Raw genomic sequence first — 16,772 nt, 5'->3', positions numbered from 1 at the left:
TTGTTCTCCTCAGTCTCAGTCGGTGGCAGGGGGTCAGATCATCGAGAGCATCGGTCCGGGCGGCGGGGTCACGTCCATCGCGGTCAGCGACTGCACGTGGAACACCGAGCCCGGCACGTGGATGGCGTGCGCGAGGCCCATGTGCCCGTCGCGCCAGAACCGCTGGATCGGGTTGTCCATCCGCATCCCGTTGCCGCCCGAGCGGGCGACGACCTCGTCCATGGCGCGCACGGCACGCCAGGCCGCCGAGACCTGGGTACGACGCGACTCGGCACGCTCGGCGAAGGTCACCTCCTCGCCGCGCTCGGCCTTGTCGTGGAAGCGGCGGGCGTTGTCGAGCATGGTCACCCGCGACGCGTGGATCTCCGCCGCGGCCTGGCTGATCGCGAACAGCACGTGCGGGTCGTCCTTCACCTTGGTGCCGGTGATCTGGACCCGGGTGCGCTGGTAGGCCAGGTGCGCCGCGAGCGCGCCCTCGGCGATGCCGATGACGGCCGAGGTGATGCCGAGCGGGAAGGCCGTGGTGAACGGGATGTGGTACGTCGGGTTGGTCAGTCCGGCCTCGCGCGGCTGGCTGCCGTCGGTGAACCGCGAGAACTCGACGACGCGGTAGTCGGGGATGAACGCGTCCTCGACGATGATGTCCTTGGACCCGGTGCCGCGCAGGCCGACGACATCCCAGGAGTCCTCGACGATCGTGTAGTCCGAGCGCGGCAGGATCACGTGGTGGACGCGCGGCGGCATGATCGCCTCGCCCTTCTCGTCGCCGAGGTAGGCACCGAGGAAGATCCAGTCGCAGTGGTCGGTGCCCGACGAGAACTGCCAGCGGCCGTTGAAGACGTAGCCGCCGTCGACCGGGCGGATCACTCCCATCGGCGCGTACGGCGAGGCGATCCACGTGTCGTTGTCCTCGCCCCACACCTCCTCCTGCACACGCGGGTCGCACATCGCCATCTCCCACGGGTGCACGCCGACGATGCCGGCGACCCAGCCGGTCGAGCCGTCCAGGCTCGCCAGCCGCATCACGGCCTCGGCGAAGTCGGCGGGGTGCGCCTCCGCGCCGCCGTACTTCGCAGGCTGCAGCATCCGGATCACACCGGTCTCGCGCAGCAGCTCGGCGGCGCGGTCGTCGAGCCGGCCCAGCTTCTCGTTGCTGGGGCCCAGCGCGGCGATCTCCTCGGCGCGGGCCTCGATCTGGTCGAGCACCTCACTCATCACGAACTCACTTCCTCAGCGGTGGCTCTGCACGGTGGCACCCGGCGCGGCTGCGGCGGGCGGGGTCTTCCGGTCGTCGGAGAGGCCGGCGGCGTGGCGCGCGGCCAGGTAGCCGAAGACGATGGAGGGGCCGATGGTGGCGCCGGGACCGGCGTAGTCGTTGCCCATCACCGACGCGGCACAGTTGCCGGTCGCGTAGAGCCCGGCGACGACCGTGCCGTCCTCGCGCAGCACCCGGCCGCGGTCGTCGGTGACCAGGCCGCCCTTGGTCCCGAGGTCGCCGACCTCGATCCGTACGGCGTAGTAGGGCGCCCGGTCGATGACGTCCAGGTTCGGGTTGGCCAGCGTCGGGTCTCCGTAGTAGCGGTCGTGGGCGCTCTCGCCTCGACCGAACTCCTCGTCCCTGCCGGCGCGGGCGTACCCGTTGAACCGGTCGACGGTCGCCCGCAGGGTGTCGGCAGGCACTCCGATCGCGGCCGCCAGCTCCGCCACCGTGTCCGCGCGGTGCACGATCCCCTGGTCGTAGAAGCCTTGCGGGAAGGGGGCTCCCGGCAGGATCTGGGCGAACGGGTAGCGCGACCGGGCCCGCGAGTCCATGACCAGCCAGGCCTTCTCGTTGCCGCTGGCGAGCTGGTCGTGGACGAAGTTGACGTACGGCGAGGCCTCGTTGGTGAACCGCTTCCCGTCCGTGCCCACGATGACCTGACCGGGGATCGCGCGCTCGGAGACGAGCGGGATCGTGGCACCGGCCGGGTGCGTGACCGACGGCATCCACCACGCGTCGTCCATCAGGTCGACCGCGCCGCCGGCCGCCTGGCCCGCGGTGATGGCGTCGCCGGTGTTCTCGACGGCACCGAGGCTGTGGTCGGGACGCGCACCGGGCGGGAGGTGGCGCTCGCGCATCGCCGGGTTGTGGTCGAAGCCGCCGGCGGCGAGCAGGACGCCCCTGCGGCCGCGGATCCGCACCTCCGCGCCGTCGCGGGTGGCGACGATGCCGGTCACGCTCCCGTCCTCGACGACCAGCGAGGTCATCGTGGTCTCCAGCCACAACGGGATGCCGGCGTCCTTGAGCGCCATGCGCATCCGGGCGACCAGGGCGCGGCCACCGGTCGCCATGTGGCGACGCCGCACCACGTTCGAGCTGACCCGCCAGGCCGCCCGCAGCGATGCGCGGCGGCCCTGCCAGGTCCGCTTGACCATGGCGAGGTCGTGGTAGTCCTTCGCGGTGACCCAGAGCCCCAGCGGGCCCTTCAAGTTGTTGGGCCGCTGGTGGGCCTCGTCCTCCCCCAGCTTGCGGGTGTCGAACGGCTTGGCCTCGATGGACCGGCCCTGCGGGCGGCCGCCGGCGAGCTCGGGGTGGTAGTCGGCGTACCCCTTGGTCCAGGCGAACCTCACCCACTTCGACCGCTCGAGGAGCTCCATCGCGGCCGGGCCGTGGTCGACGTACGCCGCCAGCCGGGTCGCGGGGACCTTCCCGCCGGTGATCGTGGTGAGGTACTCGAGCACCGACGCGCGTGAGTCGTCGTGCCCCGCCTTGCGCAGGGTGGGGTTGTTGGGCACCCAGATGCCGCCGCCGGAGATGCCGGTGCTGCCGCCGAACTTGGCGCCCTTCTCGATCACCACCACCGACAGGCCGGCATCGACGGCGGCCAGCGCCGCCGTCATGCCGCCACCGCCGCTGCCGACGACGACGAGGTCGAACTCGTCGCTCCAGGTGCTCACCGGGCACCCCCCTCGTCCTGCTCGGTGAGGAAGGCGAGCACGGTGCGCTCCCAGGCGCGCTTCTGCTCGATCATCGCCCAGTGGCCGCAGTTGGCGAACACGTGCACCTCGACGTCGGGGATCGTCCGCATCGGGATCAGCATCATGTCGAGCGGGCTGACCCGGTCGTCGCGGCCCCAGGTGAGCAGGGTGCGCGCCTTGATCTGGTCGAACTGCGCCCAGCCGGGCGTCGCCTGGGCCGAGCTGCCGGCACCGGCGAAGGCAGCGGAGATGGCGGATCGGCCGTACATCCGGCGCGCGACCTCGAGGGTCTCCGGCTCGGTGGCCTGGGCCCATCGCTGCTCGATCAGCTCCTCGGTGACCATGGCCTGGTCGAAGACCATCGAGCGCAACCAGGCGACGAGGTTCTCGCGGTTCGGGTTCTCGACGAACTCGACCAGCAGGTTGATGCCCTCGCCGGGGGCGGGGCTGAAGATGTTGCGGCCGACGCCACCGACGGTGACCAGTCGTCGTACCCGGTCCGGCTGGCTGATCGCGAGCCGGGTCGCGACACCGCCGCCCATCGAGTTCCCGATGACGTCGACCCGGTCGAGGCCGAGCCCGTCGAGGAAGCGCTGCACGGCCGGAAGCGCGGCCACCATCGGGTGCTGGTCGGTGGTGTCGCTGACGCCGAAGCCCGGCAGCTCCAGCACCAGGCACCGGAAGTGGGGCGCGAACGCAGCGAGGTTGTCGCCGAAGTTGCGCCACCCGGTGACGCCGGGGCCCGACCCGTGCAGCAGGAGCAGCGGGGGGCCGTCTCCGGCCTCGTGGTAGCGCAGCACGCCGGCGTCCGTGGCCAGCTCGCGTCGCGTGGAATCGTGGGTCAGGTCGGTCACGCTCCGCACGCTAGGTTGCGGTGCGCGAACGGGCCCGCGCTCTTTCCGGTGACCGGAAAGCCCTGTGCTGCAGGGCGATTCGAGGTCGTCGTACGACGTCCGGGGGACCGTGGCGGCACCCCGCCGTCACTCAGCGGGACGCCCGCACCCGCCGCAGAGGAGCGTCGTTAGCGTCGTCGCCATGAGCACCGCAATCGAGCCGTCCCCGCTGGAGATGCGGGCCGCGATGGGCAACTTCGCGACCGGCGTGACGATCGTGACCGGCCTGGACGACGGCGAGCCGGTCGGCTTCGCCTGCCAGTCCTTCGCCTCCGTCTCCCTCGAGCCGCCGCTGGTGCTGTTCTGCGCGGATCACAGCGGCCGCGCCTGGCCGCGGATCCGGCGCTCGGGACGGTTCACCGTCAACGTGCTCGGCGAGGACCAGGCCGACCTGTGCCAGCGGTTCGGCTCGAGCCGCGGCCGCAAGTTCGAGGAGCTCGACTGGGAGCTCTCCCCCGAGGGCACCCCGAGCCTGCCCGGCACGTTGATGCGGGTGCACGCCACCGTCGAGAACGTCGTGGTCGCCGGCGACCACGATGTCGTGATCGGCCGGGTCACTCGTCTCGAGACCCCGCACCGCGCCACCCCGATGCTGTTCTTCCGTGGCAGGTTCGGCATCGAGGACCAGCACGAGCAGATCGCTCCCGACCTGTGGGGCTGGGGCGACCACTGGGGCTGACCCGTCTCGAAGTGGCTCTGAAATCGCGCCGACCCGGCACAAACTGACCTCGAGATCACGCCGACCCGGCAGAAAGTGGCCTCCGTAGACACCACTTTCTGCCGGGTCGGCGGTTTTTCGCGACCAGTTTCTGCCGGGTCGGCGCGATTTCTGAGCCAGTTCGAGCCGGGTCGGTCAGGACCAGGCGCCGGATGCGGCGTCGGCGACGAGGCGCTCCATGGTCGCGGCCGACCAGGTGGGCTGTGCGGGGGCGGCGGCACGCGAGGGACGGACCGGAGCGGGCGCGGGCACCGGCTCCGGGAACAGGTCGCCAGCGGTCTGCCGGGCGGCGCGGAGCACGAGCGGCGCGACCCGCTCGACGGGGGCGCGCAGGTCGCCGACGAGGGAGACCGCGCCGACCGCGCCCTCGGGGCTGCGGATGGCGGCGGCGACGCAGGCGATGTCGGGGTGCGCCTCGCCGCGCTCGTAGGCGACGCCGTGGCGACCGCGGATCCGGTGCAGCTCCTGGTGGAGCAGGGTGAGGTCGGTGATCGTCGACTTCGTCAGCCGGGCGGGCCGCGCGTCGAGGATCTCGTCGACGCGCTCGGCCGGCAGCCAGGCGAGGATCGCCTTGCCGAGGGCGGTGGCGTGGGCCGCAGCGTGGCCGCCGACGCGGGAGGGCACCCGGACCGCGAAGCGGCCGCCGATCTTGTCGAGGTAGCGCACGTCCGGGCCGTCGAGGACGGCGAGGTGGGCGACGAGCCCGGTGCGGACCTGCAGCTCGTGGAGGTACGGCGCCGCGGCCTCGCGCAGCTCGGTGTCAGCGCGGCCACCACCCCCCAGGCCGAGGGAGCGCGGCCCGAGCGAGAAGCCGAACGAGGTGTGGGCGAGCCACTCGAGGCGGACCAGCTGGTCGAGGATCCGGTGGGCGGTCGAGCGCGGGAGGTGGGTGGCCCGCGAGACCTGCTCGAGGGTGAGCCGTGCCGCGGGCGACTCGAACGCGTCCAGGATCAGCGACATCCGCTCCACCATGGACGGCGGCAGGTCCCGGCCCGCGTTGGTGGCGGCACCCTCGGCGACCGGCTCGACGATCTGAGCGCTCATGACTGCTCCCCTCGGTCAAAACTGAAATGAATTCTCGTTTCTGGATCCGAAGGTAGCAAGAGGAGACGGTCATCACAAGCCCCCTCCACCGACGACACCGGCCCGCCACTCACCGGGAGCACGCCGCCCTCTCCGGCCCGGGGACTGCTTGACTGCCGGCCGTCCCCACCGGAAGGAAGCACCCGTGCAGCTCGGCATCGTCAGCCCGATCGTGACCGCCAACCCCGGCGCCCACGCGCCCTGGGAGGAGCACGCCGGCATCGCCGAGCTGGTGCAGGTCGCGCAGGCCGCCGACCGGCTCGGCTTCCACCACCTCACCTGCAGCGAGCACGTCGCCGTGCCCGCCGAGGCCGCGGACCTGCGCGGCGGCACCTACTGGGACCCGCTGGCGACCTTCGGCCACCTGGCCGCCGTCACCGCCCAGCTGCGGCTGATGACCCAGGTCCTCGTGATCGGCTATCACCACCCGCTCGCGATCGCGAAGCGCTACGGCACCCTCGACCTGGTCAGCGGCGGCCGGCTGATGCTCGGCATCGGCGTGGGCTCGCTCGAGGAGGAGTTCGCGCTCCTCGGCGCTCCGTTCGCGGGCCGCGGCGAGCGCGCCGACGACGCCCTGCGCGCGCTGCGGGCCAGCCTGGGACGGCGCGAGCCGTCGTACCACGGCACGCACTACGACTTCGACGGCCTCGTCGTCGAGCCGCACGCCGTACAGGAGCGGGTCCCGCTCCTCATCGGCGGCCGCACGGCGCGCAGCCTGCGCCGCGCTGTCGAGCTCGGCGACGGCTGGGTGCCGTTCGGCCTCGGCCTCGACGAGCTGCGCACGATGCTCGCCGGGCGCGACCTCCCCGCCGGCTTCGAGGTGATCCTCTCCCCCGGCCGGATGGTCGACCCGATCGGCGATCCCAGCGGTACGACGAGCCGCCTGGCCCGGGTCCGCGACGCCGGCGCCACCCTCGTCACCACCGCCGTCGAGGCCACCTCCGCCGACCACTACTGCGACCAGCTCGAGGCGCTGGCCGTCCTTGCGAAGGAGATCTGATGACCGACGACCGCCTGGCCGCGCTCGAGCGCCGGCTCCAGCGCCTGGAGGACGAGCGCGAGATCGTGCAGCTGCTGACGACGTACGGACCGCTGGTGGACTCCGGCTGCGCCGACGAGGTGGCCGCGATCTGGACCGAGGACGGCGTCTACGACAACGACGTCATCGTGATGACCGGTCGCGACGAGATCCGTGCGATGGTCCGCTCGGCGTCGCACCAGGGCTTCATCGCCGGCGGTTGCGCCCACTTCAACGGACCGGTCTCGGTGCAGGTCGACGGTGACACGGCGATCGCGGTCACCCACTCGCTGATGGTGCTGCACGAGGACGGCGCGTTCCGGGTCAACCGCGCGACCGCCAACCACTGGCAGCTGCGCCGCACCGACGAGGGCTGGCGCGCGACCGTGCGCACCGGCCGGCTCCTCGACGGCGCCGAGCTGGCGCACGGCCTGCTCCGGACCGGCGCCCTGGGTCAGCTGCCGCCGACCGGCTGACCCTCCAGCGCCTCGCGGGCGAGGTACGTCGCCCCGGCCACCGCCGCGGGCATGACCAGGATGCCGCCGCCCGGCACCAGGAAGCAGGCCTGCACGCAGACCCCGAAGCCGAGCATCGCCCCGCGGTGGTCGCGCATCAGCGCGGCGCGGGCGGCGCGGTCCATGCCCCGTGCCTCGAGCGGACGGGACACGAGCTCGCCGGCGAGCAGCCGGCCGGCGACGACGAGGCCGAGCACCGCACCGACGACGGTGCCGACGACGGGCAGCAGGCCCACCACGAAGACCACGATCGCCGTGCCGATGCCGAGGGCGACGAGCGTCAGGCCGTCGATCGCACCGCGGACCCAGCCGATCCCCCGGTCGGGGACGTCGCCGCCGAGCGAGAGCTCGACCTCCTTCCAGATCTTCTCGTAGAAGGGGTCGCCGACCGCGAGGGTGAGCCCGGTGAAGGTGACGATCGCCAGCATGACCGCGCCGCCCAGGACGACGAAGTAGAGCGCACCGCGGAACAGCCCGCGCACCGCGTCGTCCCAGCCGTCGGCGAACGGCGTCGCCCAGTCGACCACGTCGTCGGCGTAGATGACGAGGACCACGAGCGCCGCGACCACGACCGCCGCGACGATCAGCGCCGGCACGATGCCCAGCAGCATCAGGGCCGGGCGCTGGCGCCACAGCCGCAGCCCGCGCAGCAGGTAGCCGGCACCGCGCCCGAAACCCATGTCAGCGGTCCATGTCAGCGGTCCGTCAGCGGGTCAGAACAGCGCCGAGGCCAGCGCCTGGCGGCCCTTGAGGACCCGCGGGTCGTCGTTGCCGACGGCGCCGAACAACCCGACGAGGTGCTCGCGGGCCCGGTCCCGCTCCTTGCCCGACGTACGACGGACCAGCTCGACGAGCCGCGCGAAGGCGTCCTCGACGTGACCCCCGAGCATGTCGAGGTCGGCGACCATGGTCTGCGCGTCGACGTCGTCGGGGTTGGCGGCGGCCGCGGCCCGCGCCGCGTTGAGGTCGACGCCCCGGGTGCGCTGCAGCACCTTGGCCATCGCCAGCCCGGCGGCGGCCTCGTGGTCGGCGGGGTTGGCGTCGACGAGCTTCTGGTATTCCGCGACGGCGGCGTCGATGTCGCCCGCCGCGAGGGCCTCCTGCGCGGGCACGTAGCGCGGGTCGATCGCGGGCTCCTCGCCCTCGGCGGCCTCGGCGCCGGCGGCGCCGAAGGCGTTGGGCCGGTGACGCCCGGAGATGCCCTGTGCGGTGAGCTGCTGCGCGAGCTGGTTGAACAGCGCGCGGATGTCGTCGATCGGCGCCGCTCCCGGGATCGGCTGCGTCGCCGGGCGGCCGTCGAGCAGCACCAGCATCAGCGGGACCTGCGGGATCTGCATCGCCTGCGCGATCTGCGGCACCACGTCCACGTCGATAGTCGCCGCGAGGAACCGGCCGTCGTACTCGTCGGCGACGGTGGCCACGTCCAGCGCGAGCTGCGCGCTCTCCGGCGACTGGGACGGCGAGGAGAAGACGAGCACCACCGGCGCGGTCATCGACGCCTCGAGCACCGCCTGGAAGTTGGCCTCGTCCACCGCGACGGAGTACGCCGACGTCGAGCCGCCGCCCGCACCGCCGCCACCCGCGGGCGCACCGGCAGCACCGGCGCCGGCCGGCGGGGTGCGCTTCAGCGCGGACAGGTCGATCGCACCGGGACGGGAGAACGGCTGCTGCGTCATGGGCGCAATCCTACGGACGGCCCTCAGTTCGGGACGCGGGGTCCCCGGAGTCCCGCCCGCTGGACCACGCGCTGGATGGCGAGGTCGCGGTCGTCGGGGCGACCGACGTACCGGATGTCGCGCAGGCCCTGCTCCTGCGCGGCCGACTCGAAGCAGAAGTGGCCGAAGCCGAGCAGCCGCCCGTGCAGCGGCTTTTGCACCGAGATGTCGAGGATCCGGCTCAGTGGCATCGTCGCCAGGCTCTGCGACAGCACGCCGTGCACGCGGAAGACGCGCATGTTGGTGATCACGAACCGGTCGCGGACCACCCCGAGCGCCATCCAGCCGGCACGGACCAGGAACACCACGGCGACGACGATCAGCGCCCACGCCACGTGGACGTCGACGAACCAGCTGCCGACGAGCAGCACCAGCGCCAGGCCGGTCTCCAGGGCGGGCCGGACGTAGGCGAACCAGTGGTGGGTCACCTCGTCGACGACGACCTCGCCCTCCTCGCGCAGCAGGTGCTTGCCGATCCTGGGGTCACCCATCCGGGTCACGACCCCGGAGACGAAGGACAGGACCATCGGTCGGCGGCGCGTGTCAGTCCATCGCGCCGACGAAGTCGATGACCCCGTTGAACGCCTGGGTCGTCAGGTCCCACCCGCTGCTGGCGGCCGACTTCGAGGTGTCCGCGAGGCCCGCCGGGTCGGTGAACATCCAGAACCCGAGGAACACGATCACCACGAGCGCGGTCAGCTTCTTGGCGTCCATGTGCGGGCGTCTCCATCCGTGTAGCAGGTGCGCCCCCGAGGGCACAGATCCCCACATTGGTACCAAAGGCCCCAGGCCTCACACGGGAGGCGCGCGGGTCAGCCGCAGAAGACCCCCGCCAGCCCGTTGTCGGCGTTGTTCTGCGCCGGCACCGTCCCTGACCGCAGCCAGGCGTTGAAGAATCCGTCAAGCTGCTCGCCGGAGACCTGCTCGGCGAGCGCCTCGAACTGCTCCACAGTGGCGTTGCCGTCGTGGTGCGCAGCGACCCAGGTCTGCAGCAGGGTGTCGAAGTGGACCGGCGTGATTCGGTTGCGCAGAGCGGCGAGGACCATCGCGCCGCGGTCGTAGACGGCCCCGTCGAAGATGTGGTCCGCACCGGGGTCGGCGATGTCGAGGCGCCAGAAGTCCGTGGCCGGCGAGGTGCACTGCTTGTCGTAGGCCCTGTCGAGGTACGCCACGAGCGACGGCCCACCGTGCTCGGCGGCGTACACGGCCTCCATGTAGGTCGCGAAGCCCTCGTTGAGCCAGATGTCGCGCCAGCGCTGGACGGCGACGCTGTCGCCGAACCACTGGTGGGCCAGCTCGTGGACGATCACACCCGGGTAGATCCAGCCGCCGTACGTCGGCCGCGACTGGTTCTCCAGCGCGAACCCGACGTCGAGCCCGGTGACCAGGCCACCGGTGGTGGCGAACGGGTAGGGGCCGAGCTTGGTCTGCAGCCAGTCGGTGATGGCGCCGGAGCGGGCGAGCTGGCCGCGCACGAAGCCGCGCAGCTTGGGCTCGAGGCCGCGCGAGACCGCGTTGTAGAAGGGGATCCCGGTGGCGGTGGTGCCCTGGTCGATGACATAGCGACCGGCGGCGAAGAAGGCGAGGTAGGTCGCCATCGGGTCGCTCATCCGCCAGTGCGTGGTGGCCATGCCGCGCCGGACCGTGCGGCCGACCCGGACGCCGTTGCCGACGACCTGCTTGCCCTTCGGCACGGTGACCCGGACGTCGAAGGTCGCCTTGTCGCTGGGGTGGTCGTTGGAGGGGAACCACCACGGCGCCATGTGCGGCTGGTTCATCGCCACGACCTCGGTGCCGCTGGCGAGCCAGTTGCGCTCGCCGGCGTAGCGGTAGGCCCCCGGCTTGCCGGCGTACCGCACGACGACGCGGAAGGACGCACCCGCGGCGATCGGCGCCTTCGGCACGACACGCAGCTCGTGCTTGCCGACCCTGCGGAAGCGGGCCCTGCGGCCGTCGACCTTGACCGCGGTGGTGGGCAGCAGCAGGTCGAGGGAGAAGCTGCGCAGGTCGGCGGTCGCCCTCATCGTGATCGCGGTGCGCCCGCGCAGCCGGCCGGACGCGAAGTCGTAGCGCACCCGGACGTCGTAGTGCTGCGCATCGGTGCCGCCGTTGCCGTCGAGCGGCCAGTACGGGTCGGTCCCCTGCGCCGAGCCGTTGCCGGTGTCGCTGGCCTCGACGCCCGGGAGGGCGGAGGCCGAGCCGGCCAGGCCGGGCAGGCACAGCACGAGGGCGAGCAGGAGGCCCAGCGGGGCTACGAGTCGGCGCACCGGGTCAATGTACGCCGCGATATTCGGTTGCACGCCAGCCCACCGGCCCGGCAGGGTGGGCCCGTTGGTCCGCGCAGTCAGCGCGGGCCCCGTCGAGAGGAGCGTGACATGTCGATCGTTGTCGTCGGCCTGCCCTCAGTCCGCACCCTCTCGACCCCGAGGAATCACCTTGTTCTGGGAGAACATCTCCACCTCTGACGTCCCCGACGTCCGCACCTCCGACATCGACCCGCGCTTCGTCTTCGCCTTCGAGGCCTACGACGAGCTCGGACCCGGCCAGCGATGGTCCACCTGGCTCGACGTCGAGCCACTGTCCCGCGGCCCCGAGCCGCGTCCCGACTGGGTCGTCACGTCCCAAGGCGCGGTCGACACCGAGCTGGGCATCCTGAAGACCGGCAAGGAGGCCGACGTCTTCCTGCTCGAACGCTCCGACCCGCACGACCCTGAGCACGGTGTCGTGATGGCGGCGAAGCGCTACCGCTCGCCCGACCACCGCACCTTCCACCGATCCGCCGCCTACACCGAGGGCCGCAGCATGAAGCGTTCCCGTGACGAGCGGGCGCTCAAGCGCAAGAGCACGTTCGGGCGCGAGGTCGCGGCCGGCGAGTGGGCGATCTCGGAGTGGTCGGCGCTCAACCGCTGCTGGTCGCTCGGGCTGCCGGTCCCCTACCCGGTGCAGATCGACGGCACCGAGATCCTGATGGAGTGGATCAGCGTCGAGGGCCCCGACGGCACCGACAGCGCACCCCGGCTGGCGCAGACCCGGCCGGAGCCGGCGCTGCTCGCGTCGTACTTCGACCAGCTGCGCGCGGCCATGCTCACCCTGGTGCAGTCCGGGCTGGTGCACGGCGACCTGTCGCCCTACAACATCCTCGCCGCCGGTGAGCGCCTCGTCGTCATCGACCTGCCCCAGCTGGTCGACCTGGTCGGCAACGTCCAGGGCTTCGACTTCCTGCTGCGCGACTGCACCAACGTGTGCACGTGGTTCCAGCGCCGCGGGCTCGACGTCGACCCTCAGGAGCTGTTCGGCGACCTGATGGCGCAGGCGTTCTAGCCGCGCCAGGCGGCGTCGAGGATCGCCTCGAGGTCGGCCCGGGTCGGTGCGACCGGGTTGCTGTACGGCGCCGCGAGGACCTCGTCCGCGACCCGGGCGAGGTCCTCGTGCCGCACCCCCAGCGCCTGCAGCCCGTCGGGCACGCCGACGGCCGCGCCGAGCGAGAGCAGCGCGGCCGGTACGTCGTCGGTCCCGAGCGCGCGCCGCAGCACGGCGTCGGCCTCGGGGGCGGCAGGCAGGTTGAACGCGGCGACGTGCGGCAGCACGATCGCGTGGGTCTCGGCGTGCGGGACGTCGAGCATGCCACCGAGCACGTGGCACAGCTTGTGGTGCAGGCCCATCGTGGTCGCGCCGAGGCAGGCGCCGCACAGCCACGCGCCCTCCAGCGCCAGGCTGCGCGCGGCACCGTCCGAGCCGTCGGCCACGACCTGCGGCAACGCGGCGGCCAGGTCGCGCACACCGCGCTCGGCCATCGCGCCGACGACCGGCGTGCCGTTCGGCGCGTAGAGCGCCTCGACGGCGTGCGCGATCGCGTTCAGTCCGCTCGGCCCGGACACCGCGGCGGGCAGGGCGTGGGTGAGGTCGGGGTCGTAGACGACGGAGCCGGGCAGCACGACCGGGTCGCGACCCGTCGTCTTGCGGCCGTGCTCGGTCAGGCCCCAGACCGGCGTCATCTCGGAGCCGGCGTACGTCGTCGGGACGGCCACCGACGGCAGGCCGAGCCGCAGCGACAGCGCCTTGGCCAGCCCGATCGTCGAGCCACCGCCGATGGCGAGGCAGCCGTCGGCACCGAGCTCCTCGACGACCGCGACAGCAGCCGCGACGGTCTCCACCGGGACGTGCATCCGCGCCCCGTCGAAGGTCCCGGCGGCCCGCTCCCCGAGCAGGTCGGTGACCCGCGCGGCGAGCGCGCCCTGCCGGGGCGTCGAGAGCACCAGCACCCGGCGCAGGCCGAGCCGGTCGACCTCCTCGGCGACGCGGTCGAGAGCCCCGGAGCCGAAGACCACCCGCATCGGCAGGGCGTCGTGGACGAACCCGGTCACGTTGTCTCCTCGTCTTGCTGGGCGACCAGCTGCACCTCGAAGTGTGCCCGACGGAACGGCACGCCCACGCCGTACCTCGCCGCCTCGGCCCGGTCCTCGACGACCGCGAATTCGCGGACCAGGCTGGGCTTGACCGCGAACACCGCATCGCTGTCGAGGTAGGGGCTGTCGGCGACGAACAGGTGCGTGGTCAGCGGCTCGAAGCCGTCGGCGTCGACGATGAGGTGCACGTGCGCGGGTCGGTACGGGTGCCGCTCGCTGGCTGCCAGCAGGCGGCCGACCGGGCCGTCGGTCGGGATCGGGTAGTGCGACGGCACCACCGTGCGGAACCAGAAGGCGCCCTCCTCGTCGGCCGTGAACATGCCGCGCCCGTTGCCCGCAGGCTGTACATCGGGTCGCTGGACGTCGTAGAAGCCGTCCTCGTCGCACTGCCACACGTCCACGGCGGCACCGGGGACCGGCCGGCCCTCGAGGTCGACGACCACACCCGTCACGACCGCGGGCCGGTCCAGGCCGACCTCGCTGATCGAGTCCCCGAGCGCGCGGCGCGGCGACTCGGTCATGTGGAAGGGCCCGAGCACCGTGCTCTCGGTGCCCTGGTCCCCGCCGCCGAGGGTCTCGACGAGCATCGAGACACCGAGCACGTCGGAGAGGAGGACGAACTCCTGCCGGGTGTCGTCGCACCGGTGCCCGACCGCCGTCAGGAAGTCGACCGCCTGCTCCCACTCGGCGAGGCTCGGCCGCAGCTCGTGCACCAGGGCGTGGACGTGCCGGGTGACCGCGTCGAGGATCGTGCGGGTGCGCAGGTCCGGCGTCGCGGCGAAGCTGGCCCGCACCTCGTCCAGCAGCGTCGCGCGCGGCGGGGCGAGGTGCTCGGCGAACCAGTCCGCGACGACGGCGTTGCGCTCCTGCCCGTGCCGGTAGATCGTGTGGTCGCCGTCCTCCCACTCGTACAGGTCGGCCACGCCGAGGGCAGCGTCCAGGAAGGGCTGCTGCTCCTCGCGCGACACGATCGGGTCCTCGCCGCCGTGCACCACGAGCACCGCACCGGCGATCCGGTCGTCGTCCTGCAGCGCGATCCTGTCGAAGTTGGCCTGCACGGAGGCCTCCTCGGCGCCCCCGAGCATCGCAGCAGCCTGCTCGTCGAAGGTCCGGAAGCCCAGCAGCCGCGGGCGTGCGGGCGCACCGTTGACGCAGACGGCGGAGATCCGCGGGTCGCGCGCGGCCGTCGTGGCGGCGAACAGGCCACCCATGCTGTTGCCCCAGATGCCCACGCTGCCTCCGAGCGAGGGGTCGGCGAGGACGTGGTCGACGAAGGTGGAGTAGGCCGCCGGCACGTCGACGTCGAGCAGCACGCCGCCGCGCATCCGGGTCTCCCCCTGCCCCGGCCCCTCCACCAGGAAGGCGGCCAGCCCGCGGTCGAGCAGCGCATCGGCCGCGCGCAGGTAGGTCGCACCCCAGCCGCTCTGTCCGCCGAGCACGATCACCGTCCCCCGCGCCTGTCCCTGCGGACGGACCAGCCAGCCGAGGAGCCGGCCCTCCCCGAACGGCAGCTCGACCTGCTCCCACGCCGGCTCCGCGAGCGCACCGGCCCGTCCCACGGTCGCGGTGAACCGGGCGTAGAGCGCCGCGCGGTGGGGACTGTCGTCGTTCCACGCCATCTGCGCGAACAGCAGCGCCGCGGCCGACCAGCGGAACGCCTCGCGGGCCGTCACGACGTGCCCGGCAGCGAGCGCCTTCTCGGCCTGGGCCGCGCGGTCGTCGGCGATCGCGACGAGCGCGTCGTCCCAGGCGGTGCCGGCGTCGGTCGCGGCTCGGAGCCGCCGTACGTCGGCGGGGGCGAGACCTCCGTCGACCAGCCGCTCGGGCGACATCGAGCGCCACAGGACGTCGGCCGGGGGCGTCACGCGACGGTCCACTGCAGTCGCTCGCGCAGCTGGCCGAGCGCGGCCGGGAGGTCGGCGAGCGCGCCGGCCCAGAACAGGTGGTGGTCCGGGCGGCCGAGGAACGCCTCGACGCCGTGCTCGGCGAACCAGGCGGCGTAGGTGCCGTCCACGTCGGCGACGGTGTCGAGGGAGGCGGTCACGGCACCGAGCTTGTCGAGGAACGCGAGATCGGTCGCGTCGAGCGGTGCGGCGGTTGCGGTGACCAGGTTGAAGCCGCGACCGAGGACGTCGTCGAAGAGCCCCTCGGCGGCGCCGTGACGCACCACGCCGTGCGGGGTCAGGGTGCCGGCGAGCGGGCTGACCGCACCCGCGGGGTCGTGGTGGACGACGCCGGCCACCAGGGTCGGGAACGGCGGCGGGGGCGGCACGTTGCCCGTCCGGAACGCCTCGTCGCGTGCGTGCGCCTCGACCGGGTCGTGGGTGTTGGCGACCTTGCCGAGCATCGTGGAGATCTCGGTGATCGCGGTGGCGTGCGGCCGGCGCTCGGCCTCGTAGCTGTCGAGCAGCTCCTCTCCGGCCAGGCCGCGCAGGACCAGGTCCAGCTTCCAGGCGAGGGTGATGCCGTCCCGCATGCCGGAGCAGGCGCCCTGTCCCATGTACGGCGGCGTCGTGTGCGCCGCGTCGCCGGCGAGCAGCACCCGGCCCTCGCGCCAGCGCTCGGCGATCCGACCCTGGAACGTGTAGACGACCTGGCGCAGGATCCTCACGTCCTCGGGGCCGAGGCCGTGCGTCTGTGCGAGCCACTGCCAGGCGAAGGCGGGGTCCTCGTAGGCCGCCTGGTCCTCACCGGGCAGGACGGCGAGCTCGAAGCGCTGCCGGCTGCGGCCGATCGGCATGAACATGTGGCCGCGCTCCGGGTCGCAGAACTGGGTGGTCCGGGCGAACCGCTCCGGCAGCTCGCGGACCTGCTCGGTGTCGATGTTGAGCCAGCGGTCGTCCACGCCGTTGTCGCTGCGCTCGATGCCGAGCGTGGCCCGCACGAAGCTGTTGGCGCCGTCGGCGCCGACGAGGTAGGACGCGGTGACGGTCCGCTCCTCGTCGGCGTGCGACCACTGCCCGGTGCGCGACTGGCTCCACGGCCGGGCGGTCACCTCGACGCCGTCGTCGTGCGGACGGATGTTGACGACCGACCAGCCCTGGTTGACCTCCACGTTGCCGCTGGCCCGGGCCGCGGCGTCGACCGCGTCCTCGATGTCGGGCTGGTACATCGAGATGTGCGCGGGGTGACCGGCCGACGTGCCGCGCCAGTCGAGCTCGACCAGCAGCTCGCCCGAGCCGCTGAAGTAGCGGTAGTAGTCGAGCGGGAGCGCGTCGCGCAGCGCATGCTCGAGGTCGCCGACCGACGCGATGACCCGCGCGGTCTCGCCGTCGATGTGGGTCAGGCGCGGCAGGCCGTAGAGGCCGGGCCAGCGCTCGAGGACGACCACCTTGTGGCCGGCCCTCCCGAGGGCAGAGGCCAGCACCAGGCCGGCCGGTCCGTATCCGACGATCGCCACGTCGTACTCGTTGCTCATGACGGCGACGCTAGGTTCGGCGCCGGCGTGCGGCGATCCGCTTCGCGT

Annotated in this window: 16 protein-coding genes; 4 read left to right on the top strand and 12 right to left on the bottom strand. The window is 72.7% G+C overall.

Features of this window, described 5'->3' with window-relative positions; all coding sequences use genetic code 11:
- Positions 1-33: 33 nt before the first annotated feature.
- Genes BJ958_RS01645 through BJ958_RS01635 form a run of 3 tightly spaced genes read right to left on the bottom strand, consistent with a single transcriptional unit; the run spans position 34 to position 3,812 of the window.
- Positions 34-1,215 (bottom strand): acyl-CoA dehydrogenase family protein, encoded by a 1,182-nt coding sequence (locus BJ958_RS01645; protein WP_179724948.1) that lies wholly within the window; start codon positions 1,213-1,215, stop codon positions 34-36.
- Positions 1,216-1,230: 15 nt separating this feature from the next.
- Positions 1,231-2,937 (bottom strand): FAD-binding protein, encoded by a 1,707-nt coding sequence (locus BJ958_RS01640; RefSeq protein ID WP_179724946.1) that lies wholly within the window; start codon positions 2,935-2,937, stop codon positions 1,231-1,233.
- Positions 2,934-3,812: an alpha/beta fold hydrolase gene (locus tag BJ958_RS01635; RefSeq protein ID WP_218865539.1), complete on the bottom strand. Its 879-nt coding sequence runs from the start codon at positions 3,810-3,812 to the stop codon at positions 2,934-2,936. Before BJ958_RS01635 ends, BJ958_RS01640 begins: the two co-directional genes overlap by 4 nt.
- A gap of 181 nt (positions 3,813-3,993) precedes the next feature.
- On the opposite strand from BJ958_RS01635, the gene BJ958_RS01630 reads away from it, so the two are divergent.
- Positions 3,994-4,530 carry a flavin reductase family protein gene (locus tag BJ958_RS01630; protein WP_218865537.1) on the top strand — a complete coding sequence of 179 codons (537 nt, stop codon included), beginning with the start codon at positions 3,994-3,996 and terminating at the stop codon, positions 4,528-4,530.
- Between the two features lie 174 nt (positions 4,531-4,704).
- Here the strand turns inward: BJ958_RS01630 and BJ958_RS01625 are convergent, their stop codons facing one another.
- Positions 4,705-5,613: an IclR family transcriptional regulator gene (locus tag BJ958_RS01625; RefSeq protein ID WP_218865535.1), complete on the bottom strand. Its 909-nt coding sequence runs from the start codon at positions 5,611-5,613 to the stop codon at positions 4,705-4,707.
- A gap of 184 nt (positions 5,614-5,797) precedes the next feature.
- Here BJ958_RS01625 and BJ958_RS01620 point away from each other — a divergent pair, with 184 nt between their 5' ends.
- On the top strand, positions 5,798-6,652 hold the full coding sequence (locus BJ958_RS01620; RefSeq protein ID WP_179724942.1) for a TIGR03619 family F420-dependent LLM class oxidoreductase: 855 nt from the start codon (positions 5,798-5,800) through the stop codon (positions 6,650-6,652).
- The gene (locus BJ958_RS01615) at positions 6,652-7,146 is read left to right on the top strand and encodes a nuclear transport factor 2 family protein (protein ID WP_141799564.1); all 495 of its coding nucleotides are present in this window, start codon (positions 6,652-6,654) and stop codon (positions 7,144-7,146) included. The genes BJ958_RS01620 and BJ958_RS01615 overlap by 1 nt, the downstream gene beginning before the upstream one ends.
- Here the strand turns inward: BJ958_RS01615 and BJ958_RS01610 are convergent.
- The 5 genes from BJ958_RS01610 to BJ958_RS01590 form a co-directional block, all read right to left on the bottom strand.
- Positions 7,125-7,865, bottom strand: a complete 741-nt coding sequence (locus tag BJ958_RS01610) for an EI24 domain-containing protein (protein ID WP_179724940.1) — start codon at positions 7,863-7,865, stop codon at positions 7,125-7,127. The genes BJ958_RS01615 and BJ958_RS01610 overlap by 22 nt on opposite strands.
- A 33-nt stretch (positions 7,866-7,898) precedes the next feature.
- The gene (locus tag BJ958_RS01605) at positions 7,899-8,861 is read right to left on the bottom strand and encodes a co-chaperone YbbN (protein ID WP_179724938.1); all 963 of its coding nucleotides are present in this window, start codon (positions 8,859-8,861) and stop codon (positions 7,899-7,901) included.
- Positions 8,862-8,884: 23 nt separating this feature from the next.
- A complete protein-coding gene (locus tag BJ958_RS01600; protein ID WP_179724936.1) occupies positions 8,885-9,427 on the bottom strand; it encodes a PH domain-containing protein in 543 nt (180 codons plus the stop codon).
- 16 nt (positions 9,428-9,443) lie between these two features.
- Positions 9,444-9,614: a hypothetical protein gene (locus tag BJ958_RS01595; RefSeq protein WP_179724934.1), complete on the bottom strand. Its 171-nt coding sequence runs from the start codon at positions 9,612-9,614 to the stop codon at positions 9,444-9,446.
- 98 nt (positions 9,615-9,712) lie between these two features.
- A complete protein-coding gene (locus BJ958_RS01590; protein WP_179724932.1) occupies positions 9,713-11,167 on the bottom strand; it encodes a M1 family aminopeptidase in 1,455 nt (484 codons plus the stop codon).
- Between the two features lie 169 nt (positions 11,168-11,336).
- Here BJ958_RS01590 and BJ958_RS01585 point away from each other — a divergent pair, with 169 nt between their 5' ends.
- A complete protein-coding gene (locus BJ958_RS01585) occupies positions 11,337-12,221 on the top strand; it encodes a serine protein kinase RIO (protein ID WP_246318992.1) in 885 nt (294 codons plus the stop codon).
- Here BJ958_RS01585 and BJ958_RS01580 read toward each other — a convergent pair.
- From BJ958_RS01580 to mhpA, 3 genes are read right to left on the bottom strand one after another with little or no spacing between them, the layout of a single operon-like run.
- Positions 12,218-13,264, bottom strand: a complete 1,047-nt coding sequence (locus BJ958_RS01580) for an iron-containing alcohol dehydrogenase (protein WP_218865533.1) — start codon at positions 13,262-13,264, stop codon at positions 12,218-12,220. The genes BJ958_RS01585 and BJ958_RS01580 overlap by 4 nt on opposite strands.
- Positions 13,261-15,171, bottom strand: coding sequence for a dioxygenase family protein (locus BJ958_RS27285; protein ID WP_218865532.1), 1,911 nt, complete (start codon positions 15,169-15,171; stop codon positions 13,261-13,263). The genes BJ958_RS01580 and BJ958_RS27285 overlap by 4 nt, the downstream gene beginning before the upstream one ends.
- On the bottom strand, positions 15,168-16,724 hold the full coding sequence (gene mhpA / locus BJ958_RS01565) for a bifunctional 3-(3-hydroxy-phenyl)propionate/3-hydroxycinnamic acid hydroxylase MhpA (RefSeq protein WP_179724928.1): 1,557 nt from the start codon (positions 16,722-16,724) through the stop codon (positions 15,168-15,170). The genes BJ958_RS27285 and mhpA overlap by 4 nt, the downstream gene beginning before the upstream one ends.
- Between the last annotated feature and the right edge of the window lie 48 nt (positions 16,725-16,772).

The organism is Nocardioides kongjuensis (assembly GCF_013409625.1).
Taxonomy (GTDB): Bacteria; Actinomycetota; Actinomycetes; order Propionibacteriales; family Nocardioidaceae; genus Nocardioides; species Nocardioides kongjuensis.
This window is presented reverse-complemented; position numbering and strand designations above follow the sequence as displayed.

Coding starts and splice junctions, on each gene's coding strand:
- BJ958_RS01645 (WP_179724948.1), bottom strand. CDS start 1,215: ATGAGTGAGGTGCTCGACCAGATCGAGGCCCGCGCCGAGGAGATCGCC.
- BJ958_RS01630 (WP_218865537.1), top strand. CDS start 3,994: ATGAGCACCGCAATCGAGCCGTCCCCGCTGGAGATGCGGGCCGCGATG.
- BJ958_RS01625 (WP_218865535.1), bottom strand. CDS start 5,613: ATGAGCGCTCAGATCGTCGAGCCGGTCGCCGAGGGTGCCGCCACCAAC.
- BJ958_RS01615 (WP_141799564.1), top strand. CDS start 6,652: ATGACCGACGACCGCCTGGCCGCGCTCGAGCGCCGGCTCCAGCGCCTG.
- BJ958_RS01610 (WP_179724940.1), bottom strand. CDS start 7,865: ATGGGTTTCGGGCGCGGTGCCGGCTACCTGCTGCGCGGGCTGCGGCTG.
- BJ958_RS01605 (WP_179724938.1), bottom strand. CDS start 8,861: ATGACGCAGCAGCCGTTCTCCCGTCCCGGTGCGATCGACCTGTCCGCG.
- BJ958_RS01600 (WP_179724936.1), bottom strand. CDS start 9,427: ATGGTCCTGTCCTTCGTCTCCGGGGTCGTGACCCGGATGGGTGACCCC.
- BJ958_RS01595 (WP_179724934.1), bottom strand. CDS start 9,614: ATGGACGCCAAGAAGCTGACCGCGCTCGTGGTGATCGTGTTCCTCGGG.
- mhpA (WP_179724928.1), bottom strand. CDS start 16,724: ATGAGCAACGAGTACGACGTGGCGATCGTCGGATACGGACCGGCCGGC.